The 15747-nt window shown below is 58.6% G+C and carries 18 protein-coding genes; 8 read left to right on the top strand and 10 right to left on the bottom strand.

The features are described from left to right. Position 1: 1 nt before the first annotated feature. The 4 genes from DXD24_RS01015 to DXD24_RS01000 all read left to right on the top strand — a co-directional run bounded on the left by DXD24_RS01015 (position 2) and on the right by DXD24_RS01000 (position 4060). Complete coding sequence (locus tag DXD24_RS01015; RefSeq protein ID WP_117645896.1) at positions 2 to 1069, top strand: glycerol dehydrogenase; 1068 nt, start codon at positions 2 to 4, stop codon at positions 1067 to 1069. Positions 1070 to 1220: 151 nt separating this feature from the next. Then, positions 1221 to 2474 carry a 4Fe-4S binding protein gene (locus DXD24_RS01010; RefSeq protein ID WP_089572782.1) on the top strand — a complete coding sequence of 418 codons (1254 nt, stop codon included), beginning with the start codon at positions 1221 to 1223 and terminating at the stop codon, positions 2472 to 2474. A 114-nt stretch (positions 2475 to 2588) separates the two neighbouring features. Beyond that, the gene (gene ychF / locus DXD24_RS01005) at positions 2589 to 3665 is read left to right on the top strand and encodes a redox-regulated ATPase YchF (protein ID WP_089572784.1); all 1077 of its coding nucleotides are present in this window, start codon (positions 2589 to 2591) and stop codon (positions 3663 to 3665) included. 11 nt (positions 3666 to 3676) lie between these two features. Continuing rightward, entirely contained in the window at positions 3677 to 4060 is a 384-nt protein-coding gene (locus DXD24_RS01000) for a DUF1648 domain-containing protein (protein WP_089572786.1), read from the top strand. Between the two features lie 9 nt (positions 4061 to 4069). Here the strand turns inward: DXD24_RS01000 and DXD24_RS00995 are convergent, their stop codons facing one another. Next, the gene (locus tag DXD24_RS00995; protein ID WP_117645894.1) at positions 4070 to 4459 is read right to left on the bottom strand and encodes a hypothetical protein; all 390 of its coding nucleotides are present in this window, start codon (positions 4457 to 4459) and stop codon (positions 4070 to 4072) included. Between the two features lie 76 nt (positions 4460 to 4535). On the opposite strand from DXD24_RS00995, the gene DXD24_RS10320 reads away from it, so the two are divergent. Continuing rightward, positions 4536 to 4754, top strand: a complete 219-nt coding sequence (locus DXD24_RS10320) for a helix-turn-helix domain-containing protein (RefSeq protein WP_035136926.1) — start codon at positions 4536 to 4538, stop codon at positions 4752 to 4754. Between the two features lie 22 nt (positions 4755 to 4776). Here the strand turns inward: DXD24_RS10320 and DXD24_RS00985 are convergent, their stop codons facing one another. Continuing rightward, complete coding sequence (locus DXD24_RS00985) at positions 4777 to 5790, bottom strand: asparaginase (protein ID WP_117645891.1); 1014 nt, start codon at positions 5788 to 5790, stop codon at positions 4777 to 4779. A 266-nt stretch (positions 5791 to 6056) separates the two neighbouring features. Between DXD24_RS00985 and guaA the strand changes: the two genes are divergently transcribed. Further along, positions 6057 to 7655 carry a glutamine-hydrolyzing GMP synthase gene (gene guaA, locus DXD24_RS00980; protein WP_035136929.1) on the top strand — a complete coding sequence of 533 codons (1599 nt, stop codon included), beginning with the start codon at positions 6057 to 6059 and terminating at the stop codon, positions 7653 to 7655. 154 nt (positions 7656 to 7809) lie between these two features. Here guaA and DXD24_RS00975 read toward each other — a convergent pair whose 3' ends face one another. The 6 genes from DXD24_RS00975 to DXD24_RS00950 all read right to left on the bottom strand — a co-directional run bounded on the left by DXD24_RS00975 (position 7810) and on the right by DXD24_RS00950 (position 12563). Beyond that, the gene (locus DXD24_RS00975) at positions 7810 to 8640 is read right to left on the bottom strand and encodes a class I SAM-dependent methyltransferase (protein WP_117645889.1); all 831 of its coding nucleotides are present in this window, start codon (positions 8638 to 8640) and stop codon (positions 7810 to 7812) included. A gap of 115 nt (positions 8641 to 8755) precedes the next feature. Then, positions 8756 to 9361 (bottom strand): class I SAM-dependent methyltransferase, encoded by a 606-nt coding sequence (locus tag DXD24_RS00970; protein WP_055251058.1) that lies wholly within the window; start codon positions 9359 to 9361, stop codon positions 8756 to 8758. Then, a complete protein-coding gene (locus DXD24_RS00965) occupies positions 9348 to 9977 on the bottom strand; it encodes a class I SAM-dependent methyltransferase (RefSeq protein ID WP_117563603.1) in 630 nt (209 codons plus the stop codon). The genes DXD24_RS00970 and DXD24_RS00965 overlap by 14 nt, the downstream gene beginning before the upstream one ends. 392 nt (positions 9978 to 10369) lie before the next feature. Next, positions 10370 to 10942 carry a TetR/AcrR family transcriptional regulator gene (locus tag DXD24_RS00960; RefSeq protein WP_147326341.1) on the bottom strand — a complete coding sequence of 191 codons (573 nt, stop codon included), beginning with the start codon at positions 10940 to 10942 and terminating at the stop codon, positions 10370 to 10372. Between the two features lie 63 nt (positions 10943 to 11005). Further along, positions 11006 to 11359, bottom strand: coding sequence for a dihydropteridine reductase (locus tag DXD24_RS00955; protein WP_117645885.1), 354 nt, complete (start codon positions 11357 to 11359; stop codon positions 11006 to 11008). An 826-nt stretch (positions 11360 to 12185) separates the two neighbouring features. Next, a complete protein-coding gene (locus DXD24_RS00950; RefSeq protein WP_370446224.1) occupies positions 12186 to 12563 on the bottom strand; it encodes a winged helix-turn-helix transcriptional regulator in 378 nt (125 codons plus the stop codon). A 137-nt stretch (positions 12564 to 12700) separates the two neighbouring features. On the opposite strand from DXD24_RS00950, the gene DXD24_RS00945 reads away from it, so the two are divergent. Next, positions 12701 to 13336 (top strand): NAD(P)-dependent oxidoreductase, encoded by a 636-nt coding sequence (locus tag DXD24_RS00945; RefSeq protein ID WP_199407957.1) that lies wholly within the window; start codon positions 12701 to 12703, stop codon positions 13334 to 13336. A gap of 137 nt (positions 13337 to 13473) precedes the next feature. Here DXD24_RS00945 and DXD24_RS00940 read toward each other — a convergent pair whose 3' ends face one another. After that, positions 13474 to 13914, bottom strand: a complete 441-nt coding sequence (locus tag DXD24_RS00940; RefSeq protein ID WP_117645881.1) for a MerR family transcriptional regulator — start codon at positions 13912 to 13914, stop codon at positions 13474 to 13476. 152 nt (positions 13915 to 14066) lie between these two features. Between DXD24_RS00940 and DXD24_RS00935 the strand changes: the two genes are divergently transcribed. Beyond that, entirely contained in the window at positions 14067 to 14831 is a 765-nt protein-coding gene (locus tag DXD24_RS00935; RefSeq protein ID WP_117645879.1) for a carboxymuconolactone decarboxylase family protein, read from the top strand. Between the two features lie 11 nt (positions 14832 to 14842). Here the strand turns inward: DXD24_RS00935 and DXD24_RS00930 are convergent, their stop codons facing one another. Beyond that, positions 14843 to 15550, bottom strand: a complete 708-nt coding sequence (locus DXD24_RS00930) for an NAD-dependent protein deacetylase, SIR2 family (RefSeq protein ID WP_117645877.1) — start codon at positions 15548 to 15550, stop codon at positions 14843 to 14845. Between the last annotated feature and the right edge of the window lie 197 nt (positions 15551 to 15747).

Below are 15747 nucleotides of genomic sequence, written 5' to 3'. Positions count from 1 at the left end.
TATGGCGCTTCCTATGGTTTACGGCGGTCCCGGTCGGTATGTTCAGGGGCCGGGCGAACTTTCGCGTCAGGGCAGGTATTTGTCATGGTTGGGCTGCGCTGCCTATGTCTTGTTTGACCAGGGCACCGAGGATCGGCTGTGCAGGCAGATTGTCGATGGATTTCTGGACGACGATCTAAGCGAGCCGTTCTTTAAAATTTACAACGGTCCGTGTACGGAAGAGGCTGTTGCCGAAATGGCTAAGGAAGCCCAGGCTGAGTATTGCGACATGGTGGTGGGTATTGGCGGTGGCAAGATGCTCGATATCGCCAAGGCAGTAGCGTTTTATGCCGAGTTGCCGTTGTGCGTATGTCCCACGGCGGCCTCAATGGATGGTCCGTGCAGCGCGATTTCGGTGCTGTATCACGAGGATGGGTCGTTCGACCGCTACCTGATGCTCGAGAAGAATCCAGATCTGGTCGTGGTCGATACCAACGTGGTCGCAGCGGCCCCACTGCGTATGACGGTCGCTGGTATGGGCGATGCGCTGGCAACGTACTTCGAGGCGCGTTCGTGCGCCGCGGCGCACGGCGCCAACGAGCACGGTGGCGCGCCGGGGCACTTGGCTCTGGTTGCGGCTCGTGCCTGCTACGACACGCTTATGGAGTGCGGTGTCGCTGCCAAGCGCGATCTCAAAAAGGGGCGTACGTCGCCAGCGGTTGAACGCCTGATCGAGTGCAATATTTTGCTCTCGGGTGTCGGCTTTGAGAGTGGCGGCTTGGCGTTGGCGCATGCCATCGCCAACGGGCTGACGATTCTGCCCGAGTGCAAGGCCATGCATGGTGAGGCCGTGGCATTTGGTCTGGTGGTGCAGCTGCGCCTGGAGCGTGCACCCGAGCTTGATCAGGTGCTCGAGTTTTGCCAGCGCGTCGGTCTGCCGACGACGCTTGAGGAGCTGGGGCTTGATGAGATTACCGATGCCGATTTGCTGAGCGTTGCTGACGCAACTTTTAAGAACGAGCGCAACATGGCCAACGAACAGACAAAGGTGACCAGGCAAAAGCTCGTGCAGCTCATGTGCGAGGCATAGTTTGGCGCTTGATTGGCCTTGTGCAATCGAGGCGGCGATAGGCCATGGGCTATTTGCCGCAAAGATGCTCCGCGTGTAATTTGCCCGAGGCGTGGGCCGATAGCGTATCATTATCTCTTGCTTGTTTGCACTGCTCAGGGAGGGGCCGCGCATGGCGCAGGAACACGATCTGTTTGATGACATTATCGAGATCAGCAAGGGTTTCGACTTTCTTAAAAACCCGCTTGGCGGTGTGACCGATGCGCTCGATCCGTCGGCGCCGCAGTGGAATCCTGCTGACTACAAGGAGCGTCCGCGCGGCAACACCATTCCGTGCTTGACCTGCAAAAACGAAAAGAGTGGCTGCACCGCGTGCATGGACGTGTGCCCGGTCAACGCCATCGAGGTCGAGGAAGATGCCATCGAGATCCTCGATTCCTGTCGCAAGTGTGGCCTGTGCGCCGCTGCCTGTCCGACTGAGGCGATCATCTCGCCGCGCCTGGCGCCCAAAAACCTGTATGACGACATTGTCTCGGCGGCTACAAGTCACGAGACCGCCTACGTTACCTGCACGCGCGCCCTTAAGCGCATGCCGCGCGAGAACGAGGTCGTCGTTGCCTGCGTGGGCGATATTACAGCCGAGACCTGGTTCTCGGTGCTGGCCGACTATCCCAACGTGAGTGTGTATCTGCCGCTGGGCGTGTGCGATAAATGCCGCAACACCGGTGGCGAGGACATGCTGGGCGAGGCGATTGCGAAGGCCGAGGAATGGGCTGGTACGGGTATGGGCCTGGAGGTCGACCCCAAGAGCCTCAAATGCCATAAGCGCCGCGAGTACGAGCGCAAGGAATACATGGAAAAGATCGCCCGTACCACGGGCCTGACCGTGACCAAACTCAATCCGGCGACGGCGGCACTGGCTTCGGTGACGCAGAAGCTCAAAGCCCATCGCCATCAGATCACCCAGCTGGAGCGCACGCTCAACACCATGTGCGGCACCACGACGACCAAGCGTCGCCGTTCGCTCACCCATGGGCGCCAGCTGGTGCTCTCGACGCTGCAAAACCACCCCGAGCTTGCCCAGAACATGCAGGTGAGCACGCCGGAGTGCGATTTTGACAAGTGCACGTCGTGCGGCGAGTGCGTTAACGCGTGTCCCACGTCCGCCTGCGATTTGGTGGGAAGCGGTCGCTTTGCACTGGAGTCCACGTATTGTTTGGGTTGCGGAGCCTGCGTCAAGGTTTGTCCCGAACATGCGCTCAAGCTGGTCGAACACGATGCGTCCAATCTGGTCGTCGCCGATCCCGAGGCCGAGGAAAAGGCCGCCCAGAAGGCGAAGGCTCACGAGGAGGCCGAGAAGGTCAAGGCCGAGGCAAAGGCCAAGCTCGATAAGATGCTCGATCAGGTGGAAAAGCTCGCAGACTAGTCAGCGACCCCTATCTCTGCTTCATTTGCGCCGCCGTGGCGTCCGGGTTCGCCTGGATGCTGCGGCGGCGCTATACTTATGCAGTTTGAAGTACCTGTATCAAAAGGAGCTGTCGTGTCCCTTTCCATCGGTATCGTGGGCCTGCCCAACGTGGGCAAGTCGACGCTGTTCACCGCGCTTACCAAAAAGACCGGCCTTGCCGCCAACTACCCGTTCGCCACGATCGACCCCAACGTGGGTATCGTCGATGTGCCCGATAGCCGCCTGCAAAAGCTCGCCGACATCGTCAACCCGGGTCGCATTGTGCCGGCTACGGTCGAGTTCGTCGACATCGCAGGTCTGGTGAAGGGCGCTAACGAGGGCGAGGGTCTGGGCAACCAGTTCTTGGCAAACATCCGCGAGACCGACGCCATCTGCGAGGTCGTGCGCTACTTTAAGGACCCCAACGTCATGCGTGAGGTGGGCCGCACCGGCGAGTTCGTCGATCCCGCCGGCGATGCCGACACCATCATGACCGAGCTCATCCTGGCCGACATGGGCACGCTCGAGAAGCAGCTGCCCAAGCTCGAGAAGGAGGCCAAGCGCGACAAGGAGCTCATGCCCAAGTTTGAGGTCGCCAAGCGTCTGCTTGCCTGGCTCAACGAGGGCAAGCGCGCCGCATCCATGGAGATGACTGACGAGGAGCGCGCCGCCGCCAAGGGCCTGTTCCTGCTCACCATGAAGCCCATCCTGTATGTGGCCAACGTGGACGAGGATATGCTCAACGAGGACCTGGCGCCCATCGATGGCGTCAAGCCGCTGCCGATCTGCGCCAAGATTGAGGCCGAGCTTTCCGAGCTCGATCCCGAGGACGCTGCCGACTACCTGGAGAGCCTGGGCCTGGAGCAGCCCGGCCTGGACGTGCTCGCGCAGGCCGCCTACAAGCTGCTTGGCCTGCAGTCGTTCTTTACGGCTGGTGAGATGGAGGTCAAGGCCTGGACGGTTCGTCAGGGCGCAACCGCTCCGCAGGCCGCCGGCGTCATCCACACCGACTTTGAGCGCGGCTTTATTAAGGCCGAGGTCATTGGCTACGACGATTACATCGAGCTCGGTGGCGAGCAGGGCGCCAAGGCCGCCGGCAAGCTGCGTATCGAGGGCAAAGAGTATGTCATGGCCGATGGCGACGTCGTGCACTTCCGCTTTAACGTGTAAGGACGACGCATATGTTTAAATATGGCAAAAAAGCTGGCTACATGGGTATTGCGTTGCTCGTACTTGCGGTGATTCCGCTGGTGGTTGCAGCGTGTGTTATCCCCAACATTGGTCCCGAGGTGGCAACGAAGTTTAACGCGGCCGGTGAGGTGACGCGCTGGGGCAAGAGCTACGAGCTGCTGGCACTGCCGGTGCTCAACCTGCTGCTGAGCGTGGCGACGTACTTTACGGCAGGACGTCAGGCTAAAAACAATGATGACTCCGCCGCCATGGCGCGCATCGTGTGCGAGCGCTACCTGCGAAACGGCTGCATCACGGGTGTGTTCCTCAATGTAATCAACGTCTACTTTATGTACTCGGCTATTACCGGAACAGGCTTTGGCTTTGGTTTCTAGCCTGTCCTTTTAGGCAACGAGCCTGCACGCATATTCAATGGCTGTTGCGAGGCCGCCGCTCGATCGTGGTTTAAAGACCATATCGGCGGCGGCCTCGTTTTCGTATCCGGAGCCGCGGAGGGCGAGTGCGATACCGGCTTCTAAAAGGAGCGGCAGGCCGCGTTGGCTGGTTGCGATTACGGCAGCCTGATTGAGCGAGCAGCTGTGCGCTTGGCATTGGATGGCAAGTTCGCCTTGCGCCGGGCAAGGGACCAGAACGGCGGCGACGCGACTTGATAGTAATGCAAATGCTGTGCGCTCATCGGGCGAAAGGCATTCGGCTTCAACGACGACGAGCTTGGGCGGTGCGCTGTTTGTGCGAAGCGTGGCTCGGTACATGCGGACCGAAGAACCCGACATAGAAAACTCCTGTGTATTCGGCAAAACGTAAACTATAGTTTACGTTTTTGTTCAGCTCCATTTCAAACTCGGCTGCATGGACGAACGTGCGAAACAGATTCTTGGCAGGCGGGTCGAAGAGACACGCAGGGACCTTGGTATCTCCAAGGTTGATTTTTGTGTGGCGACAGGAATCAGCCGACCCTACCTCGACCGAATCGAAGATGGGACGGCAAATTTCACGCTCAAGGTTCTATTTAAGATCGCGCCCGCACTCGGCATGACGGTGTCAGAGCTTCTCGAGGGGATCGAATAGGGGATACCCGTCGACAACTGAATTACGCCATCGGGATGCGGTCGTGGTTGACTTGGCTGTAGAACAGGCGCTGAATCTCGGCCGCATCACGTGACTGGCCGAGTGCCCACATGGTTTTGGCCACGAGCGTCTCGGTGGTCATGTCGTCGCCGCGCAAAATGCCCGGATGATCGGCGTAGGCACGGCCGACCTCATAAACACCCAGGTCAAGGCCCTCTTCGGGGACCTGCGTGGTCATAACGACAGTGCGACCCGAATCGACCCAGCGGAAAATTGCCTCTTGGAACGACTCGCCCGACTCACCAAACTCGGGGATACCGCCAATGCCAAAGGTCTCCAGAATCACAGCGTCGTAGCTATCGGCAAGAGCGTCCAGGATACCCGGGTTCACGCCGGGTGTCAGCTTAAGGGCAAATACGCGCGGGTCGATGCTGTCGTAGAAGCGAACCGGGTTCTCGTCCTGGTGAGTGCCGTGGAGTCCGTTGCGAACGATGCGGTCGTTGCGGATATAGGCAATGGGCGGATAGTTGACGCTGATGAACGCGTTAAAGCTCATGGTGCGCTGCTTGCGGGCGCGCGTGCCGGCAATGGCTACGCCGCCAAAGACAATCGAGACGTCGTGCGAATGCTCGTCGAGCGCATAGAGCAGGCTCTGGTACAGGTTGAGCTTGGCGTCGGTAAAGGGATTGCCCATGGGCTTTTGCGAGCCGGTGAGTACGATGGGCTTGGGGCTGTCCTGAATCAGATAGGAAAGCGCCGCCGCGGTGTAGCTCATGGTGTCGGTGCCGTGCAGAATCACGAAGCCGTCGTGGTCGGCATAACCCTCGACGATGACGTCGCGGATACGCATCCAGTCGCTCGGACGCATATTGGTGCTGTCGATGTTCATGGGCTGCACGACGTCGAGCTCGCAGAGGCCCGAGATCTCGGGGACGCTCTGGGCGAGCTCCTCACCGGTCAGGGCGGGGGAGAGGCCGTTGCCGTCCTCGGTCGATGCGATGGTGCCGCCCGTGGCGATGAGAAGGATGCGCTTCATGCTGGTATTCCTATCGTATTTGCCGCCGCAGAGGCGGAGTCGTTCGGCAGTATTGTGGCACAGGGCGTCCAATGTTCAAACGTATTACATCATCTGTAACGTTTGGTAACACTTCAATTGCCGTCAAATAGGCCCCGGTCGTGCGTTTGCCGTGCGCTGATGGCTGCGAGGGACGAGAAACCCCATATAACGTGTACACTATGTAAGCTGTTTTCGTTTATTCGCGCGGGTGGGCACAGGCTCCCCGCCAACAAGAGGGGGAAACCATGGATCAAAAGGCTTCCGCAAAGGTCCTCGTACTCGACTTTGGTGCGCAGTACGGTCAGCTCATTGCCCGTCGCGTCCGCGACCTCAACGTGTATTCCGAGATCGTTCCCTGCGACATCTCGGCCGATGAGATTCGCGAAATGAACGCCTCTGCGCTCATCCTCTCTGGCGGCCCGGCTTCTGTGTATGCCGAGGACGCTCCGTCCATCGATCCCGCCATCTTTGACCTGGGCCTTCCCGTTCTGGGCTTTTGCTACGGCCATCAGATCACGGCCGTGACGCTCGGCGGCAAGGTCGGTCACTCCGAGGTGGGCGAATACGGCCGCGCCACCATCACGCGTACGGCCGGCGCCAAGCTCTTTAACTCCACGCCTATGGAGCAGACCGTGTGGATGAGCCACCGCGACGCCGTGTCCGAGGTGCCCGAGGGCTTTACCGTTACCGCCAGCACCGACGTGTGCCCGGTTGCCGCCATGGAGTGCGTCGAGCGCAAGATCTTCACCACGCAGTTCCACCCCGAGGTCAAGCACTCCGAGTACGGTCAGCAGCTGCTGAGCAACTTTCTGTTTGAGATCTGCGGCCTGGAGCCCAACTGGAGCATGGATAACCTGGTCGAGACCATGACAGCCGAGTTCCGCGAGAAGGTCGGCGACGACCGCGTGATTCTGGCCCTGTCCGGCGGCGTCGACTCCTCCGTCGTGGCTGCGCTGGGCGCTCGCGCCGTGGGCAAGCAGATGACCTGCGTGTTCATCAACCACGGCCTGCTGCGCAAGGGCGAGCCCGAGCAGGTGGAGGAGGTCTTCACCAAGCAGTTTGACGTCGACTTTATCCACGTCCACGCCGAGGACCGTTATGCCGAGCTTCTGGCCGGCGTGACCGAGCCCGAGGAGAAGCGCCGCATCATCGGTACGCAGTTCTGGAAAGAGTTCTTCGCCGTGGCGCAGCAGCTCGAGACCGATGGCAAGCCGGTCAAGTACTTGGCTCAGGGCACCATCTACCCCGACATCATTGAGTCCGGCGCTCGCAAGACGGGCGGCAAGACGGCTACCATCAAGAGCCATCACAATCTGATCCCGTTCCCCGAGGGCGTGCACTTCGACCTTATTGAGCCGCTCGACCACTTCTTTAAGGACGAGGTCCGCGCGCTTGGTCTGGCGCTCGGTCTGCCGGGTCATATCGTGTTCCGCCAGCCTTTCCCGGGCCCGGGTCTGGCCATCCGCATCATCGGTGCGGTCGACAAGGAGAAGCTCGAGATCCTCAAGAATGCCGACGCCATCGTGCGCGAGGAGCTCGACGCCTATAACCAGCGTCTGTTTGAGCAGACCGGCGAGCGCAACTCCGAGCATAGCTGCTGGCAGTATTTCGCCGTCCTGCCCGACATTAAGTCCGTCGGCGTTATGGGCGACGAGCGCACCTACCAGCGCCCAATTATCCTGCGTGCCGTCGAGTCCAGCGATGCCATGACCGCCGACTGGGCCAAGCTGCCCTACGACGTCCTGGCCCGCATCTCCGGCCGCATCGTGGCCGAGGTTCCCGGCGCCAACCGCGTGTGCTACGACATCACGTCCAAGCCGCCCGCGACGATTGAGTGGGAATAGAACATACGTTCGATAAAATAATATAGTATCAGATAGCGGGCACGGTTTCAATTGAATCCGTGCCCGCTGCTGTATGCGTGTCCTTGCACGCCCAATATGCGCCGTAAAAGCCGTCTTCTTCGACGTCAAAGTGAATGCGCTTCGTTTTCGCCTCTCAAAATCTTATTTTCACGATTTGCATTTTCATCCCGTTGTCACCGACCCTTGCGAGAAACCGGAAAAAGCAGCTGACAGAAGAGTCTCTCAAATCGTTGTAGCCCAGCATATAGCCGCGACTTGTGACCTGCAGACGGCTGTCCCACGTGCCGATTTCCTTGGCGGCATCCGAAACCGCAAAATATGCCCCCACATCCTTGATTTTTGCAGTCTTAAGCCATGTTTTTGCGATCATCTTTACCGCCGTCCGATTGGCAGCATCAAAGACCAGCACACTGCCGGGGAAAGCGTCCGCCATCCCCCGCACCAGTTCCCGGACCTGCTGGGTCAGAAAGTAATAGAACACCCCGGAGGCAAAGAACACCGCCCCGCGGGAGGCATCGATTTTGCTAAACCATGCGGTGTCTTTCAGGTCGCAGGGGATATTTTGTTCTCGATCCCCGGCGGGCAGTAGCTGCTGCCGCAAGGCAATCACATCCGGGAAGTCCAGATTGTAGATCTTGCATCTACCGTTGTCGCAGGTTCTGCCGGTGTTGTCCAGCCCGCAGCCCAGATTGACCACCGCCGCATTGGGGTGGCCTTTCAGGTAATCCCGCACCTCGAAAGCAAGATCACTCTGCCGTGTGGCCACCTCCAGCGCACCAAAGCGCTGCATCAGGTTGCGGGAGTTTTTCTCTGCCTCTGAAAAGTCGTAGTCGATCTGGTCGAGCAGACGAACCGCTGTTTCATCCCTGTAAAGGTTCGGGTACAACTCCGTACACAGCTTCCGGGAATACAGCGGGAGGATCAGCGTCTCCTGCACGGTGTTTTTCTCAATTTTACATTTCATAGGTTTCTTCCTCAGTGAATAAAAACTGTCATAATTGCCGCCAGCATAGCCGCTATGACCGTCATGCCTATCGCCATGTGCAGGATGGATGCAAAAATGCCCGTGCTTGATACCCCTACTTCCGCGCCGTGACGCAGAGCCACTTTTTCTTTTTGTGTATCTGCACCTCGTGAAAACCCGCCTGCTCCAGACATGCCTTTAATTCAATGTCCTTGTAGATGGTCATGCCGCCGATGATCTGCGTCCACCTCTCGTCCTTGTCCGTATCGCCATTGCTCTCGTTGCAGATAAGAATTGTCCCGCCTGGCTTCAGCGTCCGCCAGACCTCACGGAAGCATCGGGGCAAATCAGGCCAAAAATAGACGGTCTCAAAGGCCGTGGCGGCATCGAAGTAGCTATCCTCAAACACCATATCCGCCACACTGCCTTGCAGAACGGCGCAACGCCCCTCCTGAATTGCAATTCGGTTGAGCTTTCTAGTCTTCTCCACGCTGACGGGCGAATAGTCGACGCCCTTGACGACGCCATGCGGGCATTTTTTCAGCAGCCGTTTTATGTTCGCCCCGCCGCCGCAGCCGCAATCCAGCACCTTGGCATTTGGCGCAAGTCGTAGAAATCGAAGTCCCCACCGCGCCACAGGGCTGTGGCCCAGATTCATCATGGCAACCATAAGTTTTCCGCCGAGGCCCACGGGCTTGCGGGTGTTTTCAAAGAACGACATCTGGCCCCTCCGATTTCGTGCATTCCGCATAGGTCAATGGGAACGAGGCCTTCAGCACCGCGCTTTTCTGCACCGCCCAGCCGTTTTGACGCAGGAAACGCAGGTATTCCTCGCTTGTCCACCTGCTGTGGAGGGGGAATCCCGCCATACTCATGAAAAAGGCTTTTGCCTTGCCGGAAACCGAGTTCCCCGCGTGGGTGAAGGTTGGCGCGATGAGCACGCCGTCGTCCTTCAGTACCCGCCTGATTTCTTGCAGTGCCTTTTCCGGATGCGGCACTATGTGAAGCGCGTTGGACGCGATCACCACTTCGAAGGACTTCTGTGCATAGGGCAGGCGGAACATATCTTGTACGGAAAAGTGCAGCTTTGCGGATTGATTGTCCCGCTTTGCTTCAAGGATCATCTGTGCAGAAGCGTCCGTAGCCTCGATGTGCACCGCCGCATCCACGATGCTCTTTGCGATAAGCCCCGTGCCGGTGGCAACCTCCAGTACGGTTTTTGCTTTCACCACCGGCCTGATCAGCTCATACATCTTCTCATACGCCGCCCGGTCCTTTCGCATGAAACGGTCGTACCGACCGGCATTCTTGTCCCAGAAGCCCTTGCGTTCGTGCATGGCTATCGCCCCCCAAACAGTTAGAGCAATCTAACTATAACACACGAATCATGCAGTAAGATAAGGCTAACCTTATTTCTTGGCCAAGACGCATCTCTTCGGTTTTGCTTATAACGGTGTGAGTCAGATACTAAGCTGGAGCTGAAGAAGGAGCTTGGCGGACAGGTAGGTCGATACCGGTTCCCGGAACGGTGATCCAGCCAATTACACCAGGGCCCTAGTCATCGAGTGGGAGTAAGCCGATAGGGCTTTGACCTGCACTTTTAGTTGCTTCCTAGTACCGCTTGGTGCTGTTTCGGCAGCACAGCAGGGCGAGGCCATCAGCGAAATGGTGAAGGTTCCCAGGAGCAACACCACGAGGAAAACCCAGTCGGTGCGGGGTGCTGGCCCTCCTATTCGCCGTTGCTTGGCGCGATGCCCTCATCGACTTTCGGAAGGACGCACTCCGAGATCAGGCGCGCCACGCACCCCACATCATCCTCGCAGCCGTTTCTCACCCATTCCTGCACTATGGCGTTGATCCCCGTGAGGTAGAAGACCGCCCGATAGCGTCTTTCTCTTTCTGGCACCCCGAACCTTGCCAGGACAGGGCTTATTACGTCTTCGTAGAGGCGCTGGAATACCAAGTCGGTCCTCATCGTATGAGGACGTTCGACATACGCCCGGAAGACGGGGAGGTTTTCTTTGACGAAGGAGAGGTAGGGGACCACGAACTCAGGCGCCATGGTGATGAGGCTGCCGCGGGGGCTCGTGCCGATCTCGGCTGCGAAATCAGGCCTGACTCCGTCGAAGGACGAGAGGAAGTCTCGCACGGCGCCCTCCTTGCACTCGTCGAGCAGGTCGCCCGTCGTGCGGTAGTGCAGGTAGAACGTCGAGCGGCTCACCTCCGCGCGTTCGCAGATCTCCTTGATGGTCACGAACTCGAAGTCCTTCTCGACGAGGAGACCGACGAGCGCCTCGTCCATCCGCTGCGCCGTTCTGAAGTACTTGCTTTGAGACCTGTCCAATCCTGGCCCTCCCCGTGCGTCCTAGTTGCCTTCCGCGATGTCGCGTGCGAGCTCGAGGATCTCGAACGCGTACTTCTCCTTGCCCTTCGCCAAGTTGCGCTTGTACAGCGGGTAGTTGACGGAGACCATCGCGATCCCCAGCAGCCCGATGACGATGCCTCCCGCCATCGCCGCGGTGCCCGAGGCGAGCACGCCCATGGCGAGGCACATACCCGTTCCCAAGACGAGCGAGCCCACAATGCCCAGACTGAATGCGGTCACAATGGCGGGGCGCTTCGCCATAGCATCGAGCTTCTTGAGGGAGGCAGCCTTCGACGTGTTCTTCAGAGTGTACTCGTTAATGAGGGACTCTGCGTAGATCTTGTCTGCGTTCATTTGGAAATTCTCCTTTCGGTGTTTTGTCCGTCCACTTTATTGAACGATGCGGGAAAGGGAATTTGAATGACACTCGAAGGCCCTTGTGTCCATTTCTGAACGCATGGAAGATGCCCTGAATTTGAAAATGTTATTGAAGTTGCCCCAGCTTTTGTCCCCGAAGCTGACGAAGCACGACAACGCCGCGGCTTTTAGAGTACGCTTACGTATACGTTTAACCTCCGTGGGCGACGGGGTGCCGCAAGGCGTAGAGTATCGCCCACCTGTAGGGGCCTTCCGCGATGCGGGCCCCACTCCGCCGTCGACATCGACCGCATCGTGGGTCTTTTGGAGGGCGAGAAGTAGGGTTTCTCGGCGTCATCCGCGTTCCCGACGTTCACGAGCCCCGTTGCCCCCACGTCGCCCGCGCCAGGGACAACGCCGCCTGCGTTCGCAATCGCGAGTAAACTTCTTAAACTGGCGATTCACAGGCAGCCAGCTATCCTCCGACGATTTTTACGCGCCCCTCTCTACGGGGCTTCGCCTGCGGGTATGGCCCCTCGCGGTATCCCAATGCAAGGAAAGCGCGGCAAATGTAATTGTCGGGGACGCTGAAGGCGAAATCCTTTTGGCAGAACGCGCCGACGGCAGTCGGCGCGCCATAGAAGCCGTTCTTGATGGAGGGGTCATCGATGACACATTTCACTTAATGGTGCATGCAAAAGCGAGTGCGTACTTATTTTAACTGCGTACCTTTTTGCGAAACCGGTGCGATCAAGGAGGAGGGTTTCCCGTGATGGCGATAGGACGGAGGGGTTTCTGTAGGCGTGTAACCAGTAGGAGCTACTTATCGAAGCCCGCCGCCGCGGAGCTGCTCCTTGTAGTTCTCGCCCCAAGCTCTCATTGCGTCAAGAACGGGTCTGAGTGTCTGTCCCAGGTCGGTGAGCGAGTACTCCACCCGTGGGGGCACCTCTGCGAACGCTTCACGATGAACGAGCCCCGTTTCCTCCATGGTTCGTAGGTTGCTGGTCAGAACTTTCTGCGAAATCTTGCCGATCGAGCGTTGCAGCTCCTTAAAGCGCATTGTGCCTTTGAGCGAGAGTTCGCGCAGGATGAGCACCTGCCACTTGTTGCCGATGAGCAAAAGCGTTGTCTCCACTGGGCAGGCAGGCAGGTTCTCCAAAGTCGGTGTTGTCATATTCGTGAAACCTCCGTCTGCAATCATGCACGTCATTTACATTAGTTTCCTTTTGGTGCTTACAGCACTTTTATGTGCCTACTTTCCATTATATACCTTTGACGCGTATCGTATGAGCTGCAAGGAAAGCGGCGGCGAGTGCCGCAGGTCGAAAGGAAAGTATGATGACCAAGAAAATCGCAGTTGTAGCAGCGAACGGCAGGGCCGGCAGCCTCATCGTTGAGGAGGCCGTGCGTCGCGGATTCGACGTGACCGCCATCGTACGCGGCGAGAATAGGACCGCCGCTCAGAACTCCGTCATCAAGGACGCACTCGAGCTCACGACGGAAGACCTCGAAGGATTCGATGCCGTGGTGGACGCCGTGGGTGGCTGGACGCCCGAAACCATCCCCGGTATCACCGACGCGGGCATCCACTTGGCTGATGTGCTGGTTGGCACCGATGTGCGCCTGCTCATCGTGGGTGGCGCGGGCTCGCTGTTCGTCAACCCTGAGCATACGGTCACCGTCGATATGGGCCCGAACTTCCCCGATGACTGGAAGCCGCTGTCCGCCGCGGCCGGCAAAGTCCTTGCTCACCTTCGCGAAACGGACGGCCTCAAGTGGACCTTCATTTCCCCTGCTGCTGACTTCCGGGCCGACGGCGAGCGCACCGGTGAGTATATCTTGGCGGGCGAGGAGTTCACGCTCAACAGCCGCGGCGAGTCAACGCTCTCGTACGCTGACTATGCGATTGCCATGGTCGATGAGATCGAGTCCGGTAACCACGTCGCCCAGCGCATCTCGGTTGTGAGCAAGTAGCTTTATGCCGTTTGGGAAATGGGAGGGTCGATGCCAGCCGCGTCGACCCTCCCGTTGCGTACCGGGGCAACCAGTCTTGTTGCCTAAGTTGTGACATCTTAAACAATGGTTGAGTTTCAGAAGGGACGTTTTTGGCACTATCGAGCGTGAGCGTTTTCGTAGGCCTCTTTGATGTCTTCTGGCAAGCCGTCGGGAATCAGTGCCTTCAGCTCAGCCTCGTTGTTGCTCTGATTCAGCTGCTCGTAGTACCAGCATTTGTACTTCAGCATGTCCAGCGCGCGGTTCATGTTCGCGATCTCTAGCTCCATGTGGGCCTTCCGCTCCTCGAACATGGCCTTGCGTTTGGGGTATGTCGATGGACCCTCCGCGCACCATTCCATGAACAGCCGAATGTCCTTGATCTCCATTCCCGCTTTCTTGAGGCATTCGATGACCCGAAGCGCCTCGAGTTCCGTATCGCCGAATTGCCGAATGCCGGACGTCCGCTCCAATGCCGGGAACAATCCCTGCTTGTCGTAATAGCGCAGCGTTGAGGCGGGCAAGCCGAACATCTCCGACACCTGTCCGATTGTGTACATGGCTCCTCCGAATCAATCTCGAATTCATTCCTTGACCTAAAGTCAGGTTTAGGTATTACCTTCATTCTCGTCATTAGAACAGGGATTGCAAAGGGTGTTCCGTAATGCGGAAACAGATTTGCACCTAAACCATCGACAGGGGGAGATCGATCATGGCAATTAGACAGACGGCAGGCAGAGATGCCCTAGGGGACTTTGCCCCCAAATTCGCACAGCTCAATGATGATGTGCTGTTTGGCGAGGTGTGGAGCCGAGAGGGCGAGCTTTCCCTTCGAGACCGCAGCGTGGTGACGGTGGTGGCGCTGATGGCGCAGGGACTGACGGATTCCTCGTTCCAATACCATCTGATGTCCGCAAAGAATAACGGTGTAACCAGGGCGGAGATAGCGGAAATCCTTACCCACGCCGCGTTTTACGCGGGGTGGCCCAAGGCATGGGCGGCCTTCCGCATGGCAAAGGAGGTCTGGGCGGATGACGATGCCGCTGATGCAAAAGCCGAGCACCAAAACGAGATGGCCTTTCCCATCGGTGCCCCCAACGACGCATTCGCGAAGTACTTTATCGGGCAAAGCTACCTCGCGCCTCTATCAACCGAGCAGGTTGGCGTCTACAACGTGACGTTCGAGCCCGGCTGCCGCAACAACTGGCACGTGCACCACGCCAAAAACGGCGGCGGACAGATTCTCATCTGCGTGGCTGGTCGAGGGTTTTACCAGGAATGGGGTAAGCCGGCGCAGAAACTGCACCCTGGCGACGTGGTCAACATTGCCCCAGGGGTGAAGCACTGGCACGGAGCCGCGCCCGACAGCTGGTTCTCCCATCTGGCGCTGGAGGTTCCAGGCGAGGAGATCTCCAACGAGTGGTTGGAGCCTGTGAACGACGAGGAATATCTCAAAGCAACTAACAAGGAAGCATAAACCTCGTCGCACTACTCGTCGCCTTGCTGTGCCACCGAGAGCAGGGCGCCCAAATCGGCCTGGATCGCTCCTGCCTTGCTTCCAAGCTGCAGCGGAGCCGAGCCGCCCGAGATGTTTACGCTCAGCAGGTGCGCATCCGGCAGCTTTGCGGTCATGCTCCAGAACGGGAGCGTGATGATGCCCGGGGTCATCTCGCCCACGCCGAGCTCCAGCAACAGCACGCGGCAATCGCTGCGCTCGCGCACGAAGCGCTCGTATCGTCCGAGGCTCTCGCGCCAGGCCGCACCCTGCAGAAACGTGTCGTCGCGCACCCACGGCACAAGCTGCCAGCCGCAATGCGGGCATCGGGGGATATCCTCGCTGAGGACCTCGAACCCCGCCATGCCCGCGAGCATGCGTTCGACGTAGGGGCTCGCGTCGAAGAGCTCGTCGCAGCATGGCTGCTTGCATTGAAGGTGCGCGAAGCTTCCCTGATAGTTGCAGATCCTCTCGGTGGGAAGCGTCTTCTCGACTTGGGTGTCTACATTGGTGCTCAGGATGAAGTAGTCCTTATGGCCGATGAGGGACCGTAGGTCGAGATAGGGCTGCGAGGTCGGCTCGCGCAGCATGAAATCGATATATCGCGCATAGTATGCCCATTGCTGCTCGAGGCTGGGGTAGAGGTGGTAGAAGCCGTCGAAAAGGCTCTTGACTACTTTCGATTGATGCTCAGTGCCCATTGTATTCGCTACGATTAAACTCGGCACAGGGGATACTGGTTTTCCGTGCGAAAACGCTCATGCCGCTAAATTGAGCGACCGCCTGTACTGCAGCGGGATCATCCGCCCGAGCGATCCCTTAATCCGTCGCCCGTTGCGCCAATCGGCAGAAGCCACGCGTGGACGCTAATCGCTCGAGCGAATCGTCGTCGGTTTCC

The organism is Collinsella sp. TF12-2AT (genome assembly GCF_003436735.1).
Lineage (GTDB): Bacteria > Actinomycetota > Coriobacteriia > Coriobacteriales > Coriobacteriaceae > Collinsella.
The sequence above is the reverse complement of the archived record's forward strand: the minus strand, read 5'-3'. Positions and strand labels throughout refer to the sequence as shown.

Excerpts from the sequence above, each read along its gene's own strand:
- DXD24_RS00970 (WP_055251058.1), bottom strand. The coding sequence starts at position 9,361 with ATGTCGTTCTTTGAAAACACCCGCAAGCCCGTGGGCCTCGGCGGAAAA.
- DXD24_RS10320 (WP_035136926.1), top strand. The coding sequence starts at position 4,536 with ATGGACGAACGTGCGAAACAGATTCTTGGCAGGCGGGTCGAAGAGACA.
- DXD24_RS00945 (WP_199407957.1), top strand. The coding sequence starts at position 12,701 with ATGACCAAGAAAATCGCAGTTGTAGCAGCGAACGGCAGGGCCGGCAGC.
- DXD24_RS00995 (WP_117645894.1), bottom strand. The coding sequence starts at position 4,459 with ATGTCGGGTTCTTCGGTCCGCATGTACCGAGCCACGCTTCGCACAAAC.
- DXD24_RS00975 (WP_117645889.1), bottom strand. The coding sequence starts at position 8,640 with ATGAAATGTAAAATTGAGAAAAACACCGTGCAGGAGACGCTGATCCTC.
- DXD24_RS00950 (WP_370446224.1), bottom strand. The coding sequence starts at position 12,563 with ATGATTGCAGACGGAGGTTTCACGAATATGACAACACCGACTTTGGAG.
- DXD24_RS00930 (WP_117645877.1), bottom strand. The coding sequence starts at position 15,550 with ATGGGCACTGAGCATCAATCGAAAGTAGTCAAGAGCCTTTTCGACGGC.
- DXD24_RS00960 (WP_147326341.1), bottom strand. The coding sequence starts at position 10,942 with ATGGACGAGGCGCTCGTCGGTCTCCTCGTCGAGAAGGACTTCGAGTTC.
- DXD24_RS00955 (WP_117645885.1), bottom strand. The coding sequence starts at position 11,359 with ATGAACGCAGACAAGATCTACGCAGAGTCCCTCATTAACGAGTACACT.
- DXD24_RS00935 (WP_117645879.1), top strand. The coding sequence starts at position 14,067 with ATGGCAATTAGACAGACGGCAGGCAGAGATGCCCTAGGGGACTTTGCC.
- DXD24_RS00965 (WP_117563603.1), bottom strand. The coding sequence starts at position 9,977 with ATGCACGAACGCAAGGGCTTCTGGGACAAGAATGCCGGTCGGTACGAC.
- DXD24_RS01010 (WP_089572782.1), top strand. The coding sequence starts at position 1,221 with ATGGCGCAGGAACACGATCTGTTTGATGACATTATCGAGATCAGCAAG.
- DXD24_RS00985 (WP_117645891.1), bottom strand. The coding sequence starts at position 5,790 with ATGAAGCGCATCCTTCTCATCGCCACGGGCGGCACCATCGCATCGACC.
- DXD24_RS01000 (WP_089572786.1), top strand. The coding sequence starts at position 3,677 with ATGTTTAAATATGGCAAAAAAGCTGGCTACATGGGTATTGCGTTGCTC.
- DXD24_RS01015 (WP_117645896.1), top strand. The coding sequence starts at position 2 with ATGGCGCTTCCTATGGTTTACGGCGGTCCCGGTCGGTATGTTCAGGGG.
- guaA (WP_035136929.1), top strand. The coding sequence starts at position 6,057 with ATGGATCAAAAGGCTTCCGCAAAGGTCCTCGTACTCGACTTTGGTGCG.
- DXD24_RS00940 (WP_117645881.1), bottom strand. The coding sequence starts at position 13,914 with ATGTACACAATCGGACAGGTGTCGGAGATGTTCGGCTTGCCCGCCTCA.